The 16,600-nt window shown below is 44.6% G+C and carries 15 protein-coding genes; 9 read left to right on the top strand and 6 right to left on the bottom strand.

Annotated features, from left to right (window positions below):
• On the top strand, positions 1–1,011 hold a 1,011-nt coding region (locus A3735_RS23280), incomplete at its 5' end, for a methyl-accepting chemotaxis protein (RefSeq protein ID WP_068638748.1).
• A gap of 342 nt (positions 1,012–1,353) precedes the next feature.
• Positions 1,354–3,522, top strand: coding sequence for an immunoglobulin domain-containing protein (locus A3735_RS23275; RefSeq protein WP_197470008.1), 2,169 nt, complete (start codon positions 1,354–1,356; stop codon positions 3,520–3,522).
• Positions 3,523–3,603: 81 nt separating this feature from the next.
• Here A3735_RS23275 and A3735_RS23270 read toward each other — a convergent pair whose 3' ends face one another.
• The 4 genes from A3735_RS23270 to A3735_RS23255 form a co-directional block, all read right to left on the bottom strand.
• Positions 3,604–4,638, bottom strand: a complete 1,035-nt coding sequence (locus A3735_RS23270; protein WP_068516759.1) for a hypothetical protein — start codon at positions 4,636–4,638, stop codon at positions 3,604–3,606.
• A 113-nt stretch (positions 4,639–4,751) separates the two neighbouring features.
• Complete coding sequence (locus A3735_RS23265) at positions 4,752–5,480, bottom strand: SGNH/GDSL hydrolase family protein (protein WP_068516756.1); 729 nt, start codon at positions 5,478–5,480, stop codon at positions 4,752–4,754.
• A 194-nt stretch (positions 5,481–5,674) separates the two neighbouring features.
• Positions 5,675–8,059 carry an RND family transporter gene (locus tag A3735_RS23260; RefSeq protein ID WP_068516754.1) on the bottom strand — a complete coding sequence of 795 codons (2,385 nt, stop codon included), beginning with the start codon at positions 8,057–8,059 and terminating at the stop codon, positions 5,675–5,677.
• Between the two features lie 45 nt (positions 8,060–8,104).
• The gene (locus A3735_RS23255; protein WP_082865196.1) at positions 8,105–9,235 is read right to left on the bottom strand and encodes a YCF48-related protein; all 1,131 of its coding nucleotides are present in this window, start codon (positions 9,233–9,235) and stop codon (positions 8,105–8,107) included.
• 76 nt (positions 9,236–9,311) lie between these two features.
• On the opposite strand from A3735_RS23255, the gene A3735_RS23250 reads away from it, so the two are divergent.
• The 5 genes from A3735_RS23250 (at position 9,312) to A3735_RS23230 (ending at position 12,313) form a co-directional block, all read left to right on the top strand.
• Positions 9,312–10,226, top strand: a complete 915-nt coding sequence (locus A3735_RS23250) for an alpha/beta fold hydrolase (protein ID WP_068509332.1) — start codon at positions 9,312–9,314, stop codon at positions 10,224–10,226.
• A gap of 62 nt (positions 10,227–10,288) precedes the next feature.
• On the top strand, positions 10,289–10,699 hold the full coding sequence (locus A3735_RS23245; RefSeq protein ID WP_068516751.1) for a YeeE/YedE family protein: 411 nt from the start codon (positions 10,289–10,291) through the stop codon (positions 10,697–10,699).
• Entirely contained in the window at positions 10,696–11,109 is a 414-nt protein-coding gene (locus A3735_RS23240) for a DUF6691 family protein (RefSeq protein ID WP_068516746.1), read from the top strand. The genes A3735_RS23245 and A3735_RS23240 overlap by 4 nt, the downstream gene beginning before the upstream one ends.
• A gap of 15 nt (positions 11,110–11,124) precedes the next feature.
• Positions 11,125–11,751, top strand: coding sequence for a DUF2238 domain-containing protein (locus tag A3735_RS23235; protein ID WP_068516744.1), 627 nt, complete (start codon positions 11,125–11,127; stop codon positions 11,749–11,751).
• Positions 11,744–12,313 (top strand): nucleoside deaminase, encoded by a 570-nt coding sequence (locus A3735_RS23230; protein WP_068509914.1) that lies wholly within the window; start codon positions 11,744–11,746, stop codon positions 12,311–12,313. The genes A3735_RS23235 and A3735_RS23230 overlap by 8 nt, the downstream gene beginning before the upstream one ends.
• A 17-nt stretch (positions 12,314–12,330) precedes the next feature.
• Here the strand turns inward: A3735_RS23230 and A3735_RS23225 are convergent, their stop codons facing one another.
• Together A3735_RS23225 and A3735_RS23220 are read right to left on the bottom strand one after the other, a co-directional pair.
• Positions 12,331–12,654 (bottom strand): DUF2288 domain-containing protein, encoded by a 324-nt coding sequence (locus tag A3735_RS23225; protein ID WP_068516741.1) that lies wholly within the window; start codon positions 12,652–12,654, stop codon positions 12,331–12,333.
• Between the two features lie 167 nt (positions 12,655–12,821).
• Complete coding sequence (locus A3735_RS23220) at positions 12,822–14,306, bottom strand: wax ester/triacylglycerol synthase family O-acyltransferase (RefSeq protein WP_068514503.1); 1,485 nt, start codon at positions 14,304–14,306, stop codon at positions 12,822–12,824.
• A gap of 440 nt (positions 14,307–14,746) precedes the next feature.
• Here A3735_RS23220 and A3735_RS23215 point away from each other — a divergent pair, with 440 nt between their 5' ends.
• Positions 14,747–15,739, top strand: coding sequence for an alpha/beta hydrolase (locus tag A3735_RS23215; protein ID WP_068516739.1), 993 nt, complete (start codon positions 14,747–14,749; stop codon positions 15,737–15,739).
• Between the two features lie 170 nt (positions 15,740–15,909).
• Positions 15,910–16,600, top strand: a 691-nt coding sequence (locus tag A3735_RS23210) for a hypothetical protein (RefSeq protein WP_068638745.1), incomplete at its 3' end; no start/stop codon positions are given.

Raw genomic sequence — 16,600 nt, 5'->3', positions numbered from 1 at the left:
ATGACAATGATCGTTGGCTTTATGATTTGGCAACGCATTGAGCGATCTTTAGTGCCCTATGACCAAACACCGCGAGCAAAACGGGCGGCAAGAGAAAAGCAGGCGCAAATTGAGTTATTCGATAAAATCCACCATATGATGGATGAAAAAATTGCGCTTATCGCCCAGCTTGCAGAGGATACTGAAAAACTTACACACTCGCTTTCTGACGATACGACACAAACTGCAGAGACAATCGAACGGGCAGACAGCTATGCTAAATCATTATCAAAATCTTTAGATGAAAACCTTGAGCCCAGCACACTAGAAAGCCTCAACAACTTTGGAGAAGTTTCGAATCAGGCCTTAGCCCAGCTGATTCAGCAATTTGAAAACATTCAGGCGGCTTCTGTTACTTTAAACCAGAACTTTGACGATATTGATGCACGTTTTCATGAAGTAGTTGAGCATCTAGAAGATATAAACAAGATCAACTCACAAACCAACCTCCTTGCGCTCAATGCCGCGATTGAAGCCGCTCGAGCAGGCGATGCAGGAAGAGGGTTTAGCGTTGTTGCAGATGAAGTGCGCACGCTTTCAGTTCAAACAGATGATTTTAATGACAAGATCAGCGCTAAACTGGCAGAAACCGAAACCATGTTCAAAGAGTCTGTTGAGTGTCTGGATATTGCTGCCCAAGCCGACCTATCCAACACCCACCAAGCAAAGGAGACATTGCTAAGCTTATGGGAGCATTTGCAACCTGAGGACCCAGAAAATAATCCCAACCTGCCCTTGATCGCCTCTCTCAAAGAGGAAATAGAGCAGTTATATAACATTTCAAATACCGAGAAACTGTCCAGCGATGCAATTCAACAGAAAGCATACAAAGTTTATCAGGATTCGCAGCACTTCAAGGACTTCTTCGGTCCTATATTGAGTGATTTCAAGCAGCTATATAGCTGTAAAGACGAAGACCAGCAAGAAATTCTCCGACGCGCACTCTCTAAGCGAGTAAATAAAATCCCCTAAGTCTTACTTTTACTGGTACAGACAAGACAAAGCTATTACGTAATGTTAATATCACTTTCACACAAAGTTACAATTCTTTAGTTAGAATTTTAACTATCGGATAAGGATTTCAGGATCTTGGCTCATACATACCTATAAGATATAGAGATTAGCAGCGTTACTCTATTAATAACTGCACATTACGCAGAAGCCCGTTTTAGATTCTTTACGTTTATTCCAACTGTTGAAATCGCGCATACCACTATACATTTGCGGTTTTTAGCCCTTTCTTGCGTCATTTTATAGGAAGGGGCGAGTTGTTGAATTATGCCTGTCCATAATGAATATTTCGAATGTACAACTATGAAAGCAAAAGATACAAGTCAAATAGCACTCTCCAAACTATGTACACTGCTAATGTGTTTGTTCTTAAGTGGCTGCGAATTTTTTGATAGCGACCGGCAAGATAACAATGTTGATGGACGTGCTGTTAAAGGCGTCATCAGCAACGGCATAATCAGCGCATACCGAGCCGAAGATAATAGCCTGATCACACAAACACGCAGCGACTCATCCGGCTATTTTTCACTAGACTTAAACGAACTTGAAGATGGCACGCTCGTTCTACTCTCACTAAGCGTAGATACTGATACTCGCATGCTTTGCGACCTGGTAGAAGGCTGTATTGAAAAAATATCTGGCCAAACACTTTCGTTTGGTGAAGCAGTCAGACTCCCAGCTTATTTTCAACTCTTAGGTCTAACAAGCAAGCAAACCCACTCCACAACGTTTCTTTCACCTTTAAGTCACCTTATTGTTAAAACTGCGCAGTCTCTGCCTCAGGGCTTAAATGCGCAAAACATAGTAACAGCCACTCAGTGGGTCATGGAAAGTTTTGACTTAGAGAGCGACCCCTTAACTACCCCAACACTTGACCTAACAAAGCTCTCGGATGCAAGTGACGAATCTCTAAAGCAAGCAATTCTAAGCGCTTCTCTTTATGAGCACGCGCTTGATACAGAGTGGATAGGCACGAACCAATTGCTTGATCATATTCCCTTAGCGAACGTGTTCTACACAGCAAGCGACCTAGCAGAGCAGCTTTCTGCATACCTGGACACCTACTCTGACAACGGAAATAGTTATGCTAGCGCACTGAGCAGTATCACCAATGATGCTCAAAATATTGCAGAAGATCTCGACAGCGCTGAGCTTCAAATTCAAACTCAACCGCAGTCCATACATACCAGTGAATCACAAAGCTTTTCTTTGTTTGTTCTCGCATCCGGAGCGGGAAGCTTAAGCTATCAGTGGCAGAAGGATGGCGAGAATATCCCGGGCGCGACAGCAAGCTCCTACAATAAAACGAGCGCTCAACTTAGCGATTCTGGTTTATATAGTGTCACCATTTCCAACAGTGAGGAAACTATCCACTCGCTAGAAGCCCTTGTCTCAGTGGAAGAAAACGTGTTACCCGTCAGCATATCCCAGCAACCTAGCGCTAGCATCGTCACTGAAGGGGAAACAATCTCTCTCAGCGTCTTAGCGACTGGCGGAGATCCAATCAGCTATCAATGGCAAAAGAACGGCTCCTTAATTCCTGGCGCAACACATAGCACTTTAACGATTAGCCCAAGTTCAATAAGTGACACGGGAAGTTACCGAGTATCGATTAGCAACAATGTTTCCCAGGTTTATTCAAACTTTGTCAGCGTTACCGTCAATGAACAACTTGCAGCACCCAGCATTAACTCGCACCCCGTTTCATTAACAGTATCCGAAGGAAGCTCCGCTTCATTTAGCGTCAACGCTGGCGGTGGAGGCTTTCTGACTTACCAATGGCGACACAATGGCACGGATATTAGCGGCGCATATAGCAATACCTTAAGCCTAAACTCAGTCGAGTTAAGTGATGCAGGGAGCTATGATGTGACAGTTAGTAACACGCAAGGCTCCGCTACATCTTTCAGTGCAAACCTAAGCGTATTATCTATAAGTGTACCGGTAAGCATAACCCAGCAGCCCTATTCACAAGAGATCAACGCGGGTGAAAGTGTAGACTTAACAGTTCGCACTAGCGGAGACGGCCCATTCTCATATCAGTGGCTATTCAATGGCGAAGAGTTAGTTGGCGCTAATTCGCAGGACTTGAGCATCAGCAATGCGGGTATCGAAGATACCGGCTTATATTCTGTAGTCGTCAGTAATGCCAGCAGTGAAGCTTACTCACAAGAAGCCTTGGTCTCGGTTAACTCTCTACCTTCTTCACTCGAGCTAAGCTGGTCTGCGCCAAGCACACGTGAAGACGGCAGCGCACTGGAAAGTAGTGAAATTTCAGCATATGTTATCGAATATGCTTATAACAACACCGAGCTAAACCAAAGCATTCGTATTAACAGCACAGGTAGTGAGACCTACAACTACATAATCAGCGATGTGCAATCAGGAACAATGTACCTGCGTATTGCAACAGTCGATAGCAATGAGATTCAAAGCCAATTCTCTGAAACGATTTCTATCGACATCCCTTAAAGCACTTGTTAACGCTATTCAGCCACAGAGGTGAATAGCGTATCTCCTCTCCTTAGCTAGAAGTGTTGGCATACGCGACTCTTAGTTATTACCAAACTTCCTAGGCCTGTTAAAACGCCAGAAGTCCATTTCCTCTTCCCTTTGAATCGTAACAGCTTCATGCTCAAAGTATTTTTGCCTAAGCTCGGCAAGAGACTCATCAAGCTGTTCTGCATCAAGGCTCGCCACCAATTCAGCTCGCTCAGCCATATAGGCGTAACCAGTTTGCCATCTCGCCTCACGTTCTTGGTCCTTTGCAGCAAGTGTTTCAATTTGCTCTTCTGAATAACCTAACTGGCGCCGAATATTATCTATCTCTATCTGTCGCTCTTCAGCAGGCATTTCAGACAAACCCTTTTGAACAGAGCTAAGGTTAAAAAAGGCTCGAGAGATTACCCCTTCACTAAGGGCTGCGTCCTGGACACTTCCAGCTAAATTTTCATCAATTGCACTACGAAGTTGAAATAGCTTTTCATCCAGGCTCGTCTCATTTGATTGATCTAGCTGATGAAAAACTTCCTGCATTCTAAGTTTGCTTTGGTTAAGGTTATCTTTCTCATCTTGCCAAATTAGTTCGGCATCACTGCCAAAAATTTCTCTACGCTTTTCCCAGAGCATACCGTTTTTTGCTAAAGGAGATAATTCTTCCAGGTATAAATACTCTTCTGAAACCCAGTTTTGGTAGCGCTCTAAACCTTCAATGACACGAAAAATAGACTCGGCAAATTCAGGGAACGCTGCAAGCACAAGGCGAGTAAAACGCTCCTCCCCACTTTCCGGATACTTTTCCAATATATAACGTTTTACTGTTAAAAGACTCGCTTGAACCTTCAACTCGGCAATATGTTCTTTATAGTCTGCTCTTAGCTGAGCTAATATCTGAAGATCAAAGTCATCGTATTCCGAAGCGCCTAACTCAGTTTCGTTAACAGCTTGAACCGGCACCTCCAGGCTATAATTTCCTAAGATACTCTCTGGCTCCAGAGAGGTATTTGCTATATCCATCGAGTTAACGCTCAACTGATAGACAGTAACACTACCAGCTACCACTACCAGCCCAATAATCGATTTCTTCATTGATTATCATTCCTTAAAATGAAAACAACCCACTTGCTTCACAAGTGGGTTGCCTAATTAAGATATCCAATAGATAGCCTGCTACGATATCAGGTCGCAGGCCCTATCCTCTTTTATAACATTGGCTGCAATACTGGCCAAATAAGGTCAGCGAGCTTTTGCGAGCCACTGGTCGCAGGATGGATACCATCAATAATAATATCGCGGTCATTGATTACTGAGCGAGGGTCGATAAAGGTACAATTTGCTGTAGAGTTCGCACATGCCTGGGCTAAACGCATATCGCCATAATCAACCGCTTCTTCCACATCATCCAACCAAAGTAGTGCATTTTTAGGGTAGTAGTAGCCAAGGAAGATAACGTTTTCAACACCATTTGCATCGATATTATTCAACAAATTAACGACATCAACATACAAGTCGTCAATCAGGTTTTTACAAGAAGAGCTTAAACCCCACCACTGATACCACTCTGTCTTACAGTTGTACCAGTCAAACATAGTAATGATAGGGATAAGAATATCGTTACCTGCAGCATCCATAACGATCGTCTGGATATTCGGATTATCGTTCTTGGCAATCTCGAATTGCGTTGCAATATCAGTTGCATAGATACCGCCCGTTACTTCTGCACCCGAGATAGTATATTGACGGAACGTTTCTCCAGCATAGTCTTCAAGAATATCCTGAATCTTACCGGATAAAGCGAAAATCGAATCCCCAATGGTTACAACTTGATCGTTGTCAGCGTCTGTTACACGGTCATTGCTGACTAGACTACCAACACCGCCACAGCCTGTGAGTCCCGCAGAAATAAGTAATAATGCGATTATTTTCTTCATAATGAGTCCTTTTTATTTTATGTAATGATTGTTTTGTATAATCTTTTTACACAACATCAGCCCACGCTAGACTTGATGTAAAAAAGGCACATTAGCATTATTAGCCGGCGCCTCTCCATGACAGCACTTGCCTGTTTTTGACATTTGCGGTCACGAGTTCAAAGTTGTCGACCCGGTCTCGACTCTGAGTTATCTCAGGCCAGGTCATCTCGATACACAACAAGCTCATCCTCCTCACCATCTTTGACAAAGTAATAGGCGAGCATGGGTAATAGGGTAATTGAGCCAAGCATATTCCAAAGAAACATGAAGGTTAACAGTATCCCCATATCCGCTTGAAATTTGATCGGCGAAAAGATCCAGGTTGTAGTACCGATAGCCAGGGTCAGCCCTGTAAAAGCAACGGCTTTACCCGTTGAGTGGAGCGTATGGAAATAAGCTCTCTGTAAAGTCATGCCTTGCGTTAGGTACTCCTCTAGACGAGAGTAGATATAGATACCGTAATCGACACCTAAGCCCACACCCAAAGCAATAATTGGTAAGGTTGAAACCTTCACACCAATGCCTAAAAAGGCCATCAAGGCCGTACATAGAATGGAAGTCATCATCAAAGGCATAACAATGCAAACAACGGCTCGCATAGAGCGGTAGGCGAGCAAAACCATCATTCCGACAATCACATAAACAATAACCATCATAAAAGTCTGTGATTCAGCTATCACCTGGTTAGTCGCGACTTCAATACCTGCATTTCCAGCCGCCAACAATATTTGCACCTCATCTGACTCAAAGGTCTCCGTGTAAGCCTCTACCACATCAACCGTTCGCTGCAAGGTTTCCGCTTTATGGTCATTAAGAAAAATGAAAATAGGGGCTAAGCTGCAATCGCGATTAATAAAGCCCGAAGGCACGTGCTGCAAAGAAGTGTCGATAATTTTCTGGTTTCTCGATAATTCAAACCACTTATAACTCCCTTCATTAAATGCTTTGGTGACCGCCTTTGAAATATTCACTATCGAAACACTTAATTGAACACCCTCAGTATGATTTAGCTCCCACTGCAAACGCTCCATTAAATCCATCACTTCATAAGATACACATTGCTCTTGTGGCGTCTTAACCATCAGCACCATGACATCAGCACTGGTCGAGTAGTTACTGGTAATAAATGCATTATCCAGGTTATAACGAGAGTCAGGGCGTAACTCGGGAGCACCCGCATCTAGCTCTCCAATCTTCAACCCCTGGGAGACATAAAGACCCATTGCCACAGCAAATTGCGCAAGAATAATAAACTGCAAAGCATATTTATGAGATGCCATCTTCGCTATTCTTGCCCATATCGGGCTGGGGTGCTTTTCTACCTTACGCACATGCGCGATACCACGCTTAGTCACACCAAAGTAAGACATAATAATAGGCAGCAATACCATATTGGTGATGATAATACTGGCAATACCAACACTGGCACCAACGGCCAAGTCTTTTATCACATCCACCTCAACCACAATCAGGGTCATGAAACCAATTGCATCACTAATCAAGGCAAGCATCGCTGGCACATAATGGTGACGAAAAGTACGAAGCGTTGCCTCGAGTGACTCAAACCCTGCGCCCATTTCGTGGGTCAAGCCATTGATAAACTGGACCGAGTGGCTAATAGCAGTCGCGAATATAATAAAAGGAATCAGCACCGAATAAGGATCAAGACCATAGCCTAGTAAGTGCATAATCCCCATTTGCCATACCACCGCAACAATGGAGCAGCCAACAGCTGCCAGGGTGCTGGTAAGACATCGGGAATAGTGAAATAGCAAAGCCGCAGTAATCAATACAGCAACAGCGAAAAAGACAACGATCGCAGAGAAACCTTCAATCAAGTCGCCAATTTTTTTGGCAAAGCCAACAATCTGAATGTTGACCTTAGATCCTTCTCCCGCGTAGCGCTGCCTAACGTTTTCTTCCAACACCCTAGAAAAGTCGAGGTAATTTAACGGCTCCCCCGTCTCTGGGTTTTTCTCCAACAAGGGGACATAGACAATCGAAGACTTAAAATTATTCGCTACCAGGCGACCGATTTCACCCGAGCGCAAGATGTTCTGTCTCATTTGTTCCAGGCTTGCGTCACTTCCATCATAGTCATGAGGGATAACTGTCCCTCCCTGAAAACCCTCTTCTGTCACTTCAACCCAGCGAACATTAGGCGTCCACAGAGACTTTAACCCTGTACGATCCACCCCTGGTAAATAGAACACTTCATCACTAATTTTCTCTAGTACATCCAGATAATCCTTATCAAAAATATCACCTTGCTTGGCCTCGACCGAGATTCGAATAAAGTTCGCCAGGTTCTCAAGGTCCTCTCTGTTCTCAAGGAAGTTGATAACATAAGGGTGCTCTAAGGGGATCATTCTTTCCAGGCTGGCATCAGGCCTTACCTTCGTCCCCATATAAGCCAAAAACAAAGATACAGAGAGGAATAAGCACAAGACAACCAGCCTTCGGCTAAATATCCACCGCTCGACCATTGGCTCAGCAAGACTAACGCTCTGTAACTCTTGTTGTTCGATTTCACTCATTATCGTTTTTCACTCTTCTTACTTTTCAAGTGTCAGATTCGCATCTTAATAAGGCTGAAAGTGGACACCATGATCACTCACCAGCACCAATTCAGAGTTCTTTAATGTCGCAACAGCGTTATAAGCCTCTAGACCCGACTGTTTAACTTTAGAGAAAGTCTTACCCTGGTCGGTGCTGCGTACAATCACACCTGAAAAGCCACTTAATATCACCACGCCATTTTCATCAATCGTAGAGCCGGTTAAGTTAGTCGTTGCAGGCGTAGCAACCTTATCCCATGATTGACCTTCATCGGCTGAGCTATACACATTGCCTTTCAAACCATAAATCAACACTTCTTTGACCTGAGGGACTTCCTGAATGCCAAAAAAAGAGCCTTCATATGGGCTATATAAGGTTTCCCAGCTCTCCCCCTGATCATATGAGGCGAACATTGTGCCGGCCTCACCGACTATCAAAACGGCACCAGTGGATAAAACAGCAATTGAGTTTAGGTGGTAACGGTCAAAATTCTCTAAACGGTTTGCCATCGAAAACCAGGTCTTACCACCATCCTCGGTTGCAAAAAATAAACCGTAGGCACCGACAACATAGCCTTTATCTTTGTTTTCAAAATACACTTCCAAAAGAGGGTTCGCTGGCCCTAACTGGCTATCAAACTCAGCATTCGATAGGGCGAATTCGGCATCATCTAAATCGTAGGACAAATCGTCCTGAGCTTCCTCATCGGCGGCATCGTACTCTTCCCGAAGAGCTTGATAGTCTGCTTTAGCACCGTCAAGGAGCAGCTCATTAGCTCGCTTGCCATCAAACTGAAGCGTCCAGTTTTCGCCAGCATCTTGCGTATGAAGAACCACGGCACTATGCCCCACTGCCCAGCCATGGGTATCATCAACAAAGTACATCGCTGTGAGCATCGTTGAAACAGGCACCTTTGCCTGAACCCAGTTTTCACCTCCGTCATTAGAGTAAGCAATGACGCCGCGTTCGCCGATTGTTAGCAATCGATCACCGAGAGTCGTGACATCAAGAAAAGCCGACTTCTCGACATTGTTGAAGGTTCGCGAAGGCTCATCTAAACGATCCTTTAATTCAAGCGCACTAAGTGGCCCTGCAAGCAAAAGCAATAGAAAAAGGCGGTGCAGCATTTTGAGGCAAGCATAGCTATTCAACATGATGTTCAGTATTCTTTCCGTAATAAGTAGGTGCTTAATAAATTTAGCTCATCAATAGCAATAAGAAAAAGAATTTATGCCATATATCAATACTGCTGACGGTCAGCGAATTTATGTGCGCGACCTTGGCCCCAAAAACGCTAACACAGCTCCGATCATTCTACTCCATGGCTTTGGTATGCAGTCTCTGCATTGGCTACCTTTTGCCCTGCCCTTAGCAAGAAAGCAGCGTTTTATCATTCCCGATTTGCGAGGTTTTGGCCTTTCCCATCACATCAACCATGACCGGGATTGCGTCATGTCCAATTACGCAGACGATCTACAGCAAATAATCACTTCCTTAGAGCTGGAGAGTTTTAAATTAGCTGGTATATCAATGGGCGCCTTTGTTGCACTTAAGTACCAGGAAAAATATAGCGACAATCAGGTTGAACGTTATCTACATATCGACCAAAGTCCCAAATGCCTTAATGATAGTGAGTGGAAATGGGGGCTTTTTGGCGCAGAAAACCAAGAAAGACTCTCCGAAGCGACAGACCTAATAGGCAAGCTAGACCCTTATATTGAGGCTCAGGCAGCCTACGACACCCTCCCCAAAACACTAAGAAAAGAGTTATGGGATAATTTAGCAAGCTTCTTCTCTGATGCGCTGTCTCGCTCATCCCACAAAGCGATTGCCAGGAGAGTATGCTCAAATGAGTTTTTGGCCCGCAAAATAATGCCTGTCGATAACTGGCCCGTTTACATCACCTGTCTGAAAGCCTACATAGAACAAGACTACGACATGCTCGACGTTATCGCTAAGCTGAATAGCCCGCTGACATTAGTCGTTGGGCTTAAATCAACGATGTACCCCTGTACCGGCCAACTCCGCATTGCCGACCATCACCCCAATTGCGATGTTCTCACTTTCCGAAACAGCGGGCATACACCGCTTATCGATCAACCTTATCGCTTTTTTCAGACACTAAAAGGTTTTGCCCAAGCCTAAATTTTGACCTAAAAAACTGTTATGCTGCCGCCGAAATTTAAACAACATTTCTCGGAGTACTCGTGGAGAATATAACACCCGCATTAATTGGTGGATTACTGATAGGTCTTTCGGCCAGCCTTATTATGCTTTTTTACGGTCGTATCACCGGTGTCAGCAGCATGATTCAGAGCCTTGTTAAGCGCACACAAGGTAATACCTTAAACAGTTTTGCCTTCTTAGCAGGAATGGCTTTAGGTGCATTGTGCTTAAGCGAGCTCAGCCAAATTAATTCTCAACCCATTCCAAACCATCCGGTTATTATTATCCTTTCCGGACTACTTGTGGGCTACGGTACGTCAATGGGCAGTGGCTGCACCAGCGGCCATGGCATCTGCGGCATTAGTCGCCTTTCCCTGCGTTCGATCATCGCTACACTTTGTTTTATGACAAGCGGAATCATCACGGTAGCTATCGTGAGGCATGTCATATGAATGCTCTAATATATCTTTTCTTTGGTCTGTTATTCGGCCTGGGGCTCGCTTTTTCAGGTATGACTAACCCAGAAAAAGTCCTTGGCTTTCTCGACCTATTCGGCAACTGGGATCCGACGTTAATGTTTGTTATGGCTAGCGGCGTGGGAACGACCATGCTCGCCTACCATTTTATTTTCAAGCGTCGGCCGATAATAAATAGCGAGTTTTGTCTTCCAAACAAACAAAAACTGGATAAGCGGCTGATCATTGGTTCTGTTTTGTTCGGCGTCGGCTGGGGGCTTTATGGCTACTGCCCTGGCCCGGCTATTGCCGCCTTAAGCTACTTGCACAGCGATACTTTTTTGTTTGTCGCAGCGATGCTTGGTGGTACGATCATCCATACTGTACAAGGAAAAAAGCAACCTTAAGGGACGTGGACAGCTATGCCGGCAAATGCAACTCAAGTTCTTTGGCTTACACTCTATTTTGCCGTGCTCGGCTGGTCAGGCTACGAACCTATAGACTTGTATACCTGGGTGCTAGAAGTCGCTCCGGCGATCATCGGCCTGGTATTAATCGTTACGACAAGGCGAAGCTTTCCACTGACGCCCCTGCTGTACTTCCTAATCCTGATTCACTGTATCATTTTAATGATTGGTGGACATTACACCTACGCAGAAGTCCCCTTGTTCGACATGATAAAAGAAGCCTGGGACTTGGACCGCAACAATTACGATAAAGTTGGCCATTTCGCACAAGGCTTTGTCCCAGCCATTCTTGCCAGAGAAATCCTTATTCGAAAGCAGGTCGTTAACGGCGTCAGCTGGCTCAATTTCTATATTATTAGCATATGCTTGGCCTTCAGCGCATTTTATGAACTTATCGAATGGTGGGTCGCACTCTTATCAGACCAGGCAGCAGAAGCATTTTTAGGTACTCAAGGCGATAATTGGGATACTCAATCTGATATGGCAATTGCACTGGTAGGCGCGATTCTGGCTATTATCACACTCTCGAAAACACATAACCGCCAGTTACTCAGTCTTAAAAGCCGTGTAAAAGATGATTGACCCCTACGCAAACTCTTTAGAAATCCAGCTTCCTAACTGGTTAAGTGAATATCGTGCTAGCTACCAGATAAGTGAAAGCCTGAGCGAGCGAATGAAGTTCGTCATCGCGGCATCACAAAGAAACATTAATAAAGATACTGGCGGCCCCTTTGCCGCAGGCGTTTTTGAGACCGAGTCTGGCAAACTGATATCTTTAGGTGTCAACCTGGTCACAAGCCAAGGTCTATCAATATTACACGCAGAAATCCTTGCTATCAGCTTGGCTCAACAACAACTGGGTAGTTACGAACTAGCAAAATCCGAGCACCGGTTAGAACTGCTTACCAGTACCGAACCCTGCGCTATGTGCCTGGGAGCAATCCCCTGGTCAGGTATTCATCGCGTCGTCTGTGCGGCAACAGGCAAAGATGCCGAAGCGATAGGCTTTGACGAAGGAGATAAACCCAATGCTTGGAAAGCGGGTCTTGAAAAAAGAAAGATAGAAGTAATAACTGAAGTCTGCCGAGACGAAGCCAAAGCCGTACTAAACAGCTATGCTAATAAAAATGGACATATTTACTAGCATTCTCAGAACTAAGTTTATTTAGAAACCGCCTGGACTAGAATCCAAGGTTTAATCACTAAAGTCCACAGTTCGGCATCGGCCTCATACCAGGCTAAGGCCTGATCATCTGAAACCTGGGCAACCTGCCCCGAGGCTAGCCATTCCTTGAAGATCGGAGCATTATCTGCCGCAAACTGCTCGCCCACCAACAATAGATCAAGACCCGGAGCAACGTATAGCACCATGCCCGAGGCGAAGAAAGTCTGTAGCTCGCGCCAGGGAGCTCTAGCAGTTTCCAAGTTGAGTTTATGCTTAAGTGGAACTTGGTCATTAGCATTGAGTGACGGACTATCGGACATAAGCTACCTAACTTTACTTTCAAAGGAGTTTCGAACAGCAAGCTTTCGTCGCTCGCAGCCTTAAAGCAGGTAATGATACTGAATTTACACTAGAAGTATCCAGTAATAATGAACGATTCATATACTGGATACTTTTTAGATCCTAACAAACACTCAAGGACTGCTAGTTACGAGGCCATCACAGGCTGAACAAGGTCTTCAATATAACTTGATACGATGTCAGTACGGTGCTTCTCGAGCTGTTCAACAAAGTGCTTCACAATACGCTCAGGGTTAGGGAACAGCTTTGCATCGCCAACCAAACCAAACTGAATTTGCCCCGCATAGCTAATGATGCTCAAACCTAAACCGATATCACCCGTCTGGGGAACCCAGAACATCTGCTCTTTAATCTCAGCCCCAGCTAGGTAGCGAGTCTCTCTAGAACCAGGCACATTAGATAAGACAGCGGAGGTTTTGTTACCAAAACTTTCCAATAGGGTTTTCTGAACATTTTTAGGCAGCATGCCTGCCGCATAAAGAATGCCGTAGGACAAAGCTGGTTGAAGAGACTGTTTCAAAGAAATCATGTCATGCTTAATCTTGTAGACTCTCTCCAGCGGATTCTCGATCCCAACAGGCAAAGCCACAAAAACCGTTCCGAAGCAGTTACCCAGGTCGTCAGGGTTACCAGCCATATCCACTTTGCTTTCAGGGCGAATATTGACAGGCAAGGTCACGTGAACCTGCTTGCCATCGAGTTCTTCACCTGCAAGCAGCAACTCCTCGCGAAAGGCACCCGCAACACAAGAAATCAACAAGTCATTAATCTTACAGCCAACCACCTTGGAAATACCGTAAAACTTATCAAAGCTTATCGGCTCAGACCAGGCACAGGTTTTGCGAACACCTAACTTACCCTTCAAGACACGCTTAGGGTCTGGTGCCATCGTCGCCAACTGAGCTAGTTCTGCCGCTGCTTTAACTCCATCACCAACAAGCTCTCTAAGTGCTTCTTTATCGCGTAATACCTGAATACCTTCAGAAGAGACTTTCCTAGCCAATGAGGCATACCGATCTACACGAACTTTCGCAGTATCCACTACTTTCTGGTACCGGGGCCATTCGTAATTAATATCAGTAAGTGTCTCACTTTCTTCGGCCGCTACCTCGTCGTTATCCGCACATGAAGGTGAAAACGGTTTCACATTCGGCGCATCATCGGTAATCGAGTGAAAAACAGAAATCAAAGCTAGCCCGTCTGCATAGCTATGATGAACCCGCAGAATAATCGCATTACCCTGCTCATAGTTATCGACAAACAATAGCTGCCACAAAGGTTTGCTTGCATCCAGCGGTATGCTCGCCTGATCCGCAAGATAGCTCTGTAGAGCTTCTTTGTCTGCATTACCTGTTAGCGCAACACGTTTAACATGGTTATCAATATCGAAGTAAGGATCTTCCTGCCAATAATACTGCCCGGTCTTGAATACAGGGCAAGAAGTAAAGCGTGGAAAACGTAAGAAACGATTAATGATGGTATTTCTAAAATCATCAAAAGCCATACTCTCGGTAATGAGCATGGCATTTATAATCATCAGGTTGGTAGGAGAGTCCATACGCAACCAAGCTGTATCAGCACCTGTTAAAGGTTTTAATTTGCTGTTACTCATGCCTGACCCCAAATATTGTTTTTATGTAATGAGAACGACAGAACGATAGTGATTGCAAAGATAGCAGATATCTTGGCGAAACGGCACCAAGAAAGTAGTGTTATATCTGAGCAATATGACATTCAAGTTTCAATTGAAACCAAATGTTACATTTTTTAACACCGAAAAATAAGCCCATCTGCCATAATTATTTCATAGAGTTACAGACGCTTTTAAACTTAAGTTCTAAATAGCGCTCATTGTTTGACCAATTTAATATTCCATTGTTGCTCAAGCTGCGTATACTTATTGATAAATAATCTAACATTTGCACGGTTTCAGATACAAAGTGAAACCTAAGCAAAGCCATAGTCACAGGGCCTTCCAAGTGTGCAAACGCCGGAAAAGCCAGCTGCCAAATTTTAAGCGCAGCATGACTATTAGAGAGTTGGGAGAGTAAAATGCAAGCAATCCATGCGCGCAAACTGATAAAGCCGATCGAACAAAGCTATACCGAAATGTTTTCGGGCAAGGTCTTCACCGTCGGTAAAGGCGCGGTTAGCATTCGAAACCATAGCAGCCAAGCGAAACATACCGTTATTGGCGTTCACGGTTTTTTGGAAAATCATTGCTACTTTACGCAACTCTATAATGATTCTTCTACAGAATTGGTATTATTGACCTGCAGTAACTACCACGTTCCTGTTAGCGGCCCTATCCCAGAGCCAGCTGAGTGGGAAATACCTATTAAGTACCCTGAAGCGACCATTGAATACGATGCATGCGTCCTTAACCAGGCTCTCGAAAATTTACCGACAACTGAAAACATTCGTATTCACGGTCACTCTCGTGGCGGCGCCGTTATTCTCCAAGCGGTAAGCTTTCGACCAGAACTCTATAAGAATGTTGAGCTAATTCTCGAAGCGCCAGCCTTGCCTGGTGGTAAAACTCACCCACTAGTTTCAGCAATGCTGGAACCTGTCAGCCATGGTATGTGGCCCTGGGTTGTTCGTATGATTAATAGCACACCTTCATCGTCTTATGGACAAATGTTTTTTGGCAAGACCAATGAGCGCAAGAAACAACTGCTCAATAAGATGTTTAGTGCAACCAAAGACCATCTGACTATCGTGCGCAACATTGAGAACCTGTTTGCCTGGATGGATAAAGCTGACTATTCAGTTTATGAGCATGTTAAGCATGGCACCTTCCTAATCCCTAAACTAGATAGAATTCTTGACCGTGACTTAATGCTTGCCAGTGCCAAGCATAGCCCGAATGCCGTGAGAATTGTTGAAACTGATGCGATGAGCCATTTCGTATCACTGGACGACCCTAAATGGACACCGAGCCTTGACGACATGCCCACCGTTCTTAGCAACAAGCCCGCTCGTCCAACAATGAAACTCAACCCCGACCAGCAAAAGAAGCTACAATTATCTGCAGGCGTGTAGCACTTCTTAGCAGATAGTGACTCCGGCGTTGAGCCTTCAGCGCCCAAAACAGCCTTCAGCGCCAAAACAGCTCTCAACACCAGGCATTCAAAAATTCCACTCGATTCAGCGCCTGTCTTTCTATAGAATTCCAAACCTGTTCTATTGAGTATCAGGGATCCGCGATCACTATGAGCCGTGACAAGCTTCTTCACACCCATGCTTCTAGCCCTGCGGCCAAAAGGCTAAGAGAGGCAATGCTCAATTATCACGACTTCCAACAGCAATCAAAGCTCGACAATATCGACCACCACTTGGCAAAACTCGCTCACTGGCAAAGTGAGCGCTTAAAGTTCAGTCATCGCGATTTTTATCAATCAAGCGACTATCAAGACGGCTTATCCTTCCTGTTTACGGATTTATATTCAACCGAGGATTTCAGCGACCGCGATCGGGATCTTGAGCGAATATTTCCTAAAATGATCAAGCTTTTACCAAAAAAAATTCTTGAAACAGTGAGTCTTCTGGTAGAACTAAACTTACTTACTCAGCAGCTAGATCAGCGGCTTGCTGAAATCATATTTATTGAACACAACAGCAATGAGCTAAACGAGAAGATCTATTGTGAAGCTTATCGCGCTAGCGACAATCATGGCCAGCGACTATACCAGATACAACTGACTTCACAGCTGGGACAAAAACTCGACAAGTATGCGCGTAGCTCCGTCATCTTATTTACCTTACGCATGACCGAAGGTGCCGCAGAAATGGCTGGACTACAAGCACTTCATCAATTCTTAATGACCGGCTTTGAAGCCTTTCATAGCATGAAGGATGTACGCACGCTGATGAATACCTTAAGCGAAAGAGAAACCGTCTATC

It is taken from the genome of Oleiphilus sp. HI0061 (assembly GCF_001635675.1).
Note: the sequence above shows the minus strand (reverse complement) of the source record. Positions and strands in the feature narration are given on the sequence as shown.

Excerpts from the sequence above, each read along its gene's own strand:
- A3735_RS23275 (WP_197470008.1), top strand. The coding sequence starts at position 1,354 with ATGAAAGCAAAAGATACAAGTCAAATAGCACTCTCCAAACTATGTACA.
- A3735_RS23235 (WP_068516744.1), top strand. The coding sequence starts at position 11,125 with ATGCCGGCAAATGCAACTCAAGTTCTTTGGCTTACACTCTATTTTGCC.
- A3735_RS23265 (WP_068516756.1), bottom strand. The coding sequence starts at position 5,480 with ATGAAGAAAATAATCGCATTATTACTTATTTCTGCGGGACTCACAGGC.
- A3735_RS23225 (WP_068516741.1), bottom strand. The coding sequence starts at position 12,654 with ATGTCCGATAGTCCGTCACTCAATGCTAATGACCAAGTTCCACTTAAG.
- A3735_RS23260 (WP_068516754.1), bottom strand. The coding sequence starts at position 8,059 with ATGAGTGAAATCGAACAACAAGAGTTACAGAGCGTTAGTCTTGCTGAG.
- A3735_RS23220 (WP_068514503.1), bottom strand. The coding sequence starts at position 14,306 with ATGAGTAACAGCAAATTAAAACCTTTAACAGGTGCTGATACAGCTTGG.
- A3735_RS23230 (WP_068509914.1), top strand. The coding sequence starts at position 11,744 with ATGATTGACCCCTACGCAAACTCTTTAGAAATCCAGCTTCCTAACTGG.
- A3735_RS23255 (WP_082865196.1), bottom strand. The coding sequence starts at position 9,235 with ATGTTGAATAGCTATGCTTGCCTCAAAATGCTGCACCGCCTTTTTCTA.
- A3735_RS23250 (WP_068509332.1), top strand. The coding sequence starts at position 9,312 with ATGCCATATATCAATACTGCTGACGGTCAGCGAATTTATGTGCGCGAC.
- A3735_RS23240 (WP_068516746.1), top strand. The coding sequence starts at position 10,696 with ATGAATGCTCTAATATATCTTTTCTTTGGTCTGTTATTCGGCCTGGGG.
- A3735_RS23215 (WP_068516739.1), top strand. The coding sequence starts at position 14,747 with ATGCAAGCAATCCATGCGCGCAAACTGATAAAGCCGATCGAACAAAGC.
- A3735_RS23270 (WP_068516759.1), bottom strand. The coding sequence starts at position 4,638 with ATGAAGAAATCGATTATTGGGCTGGTAGTGGTAGCTGGTAGTGTTACT.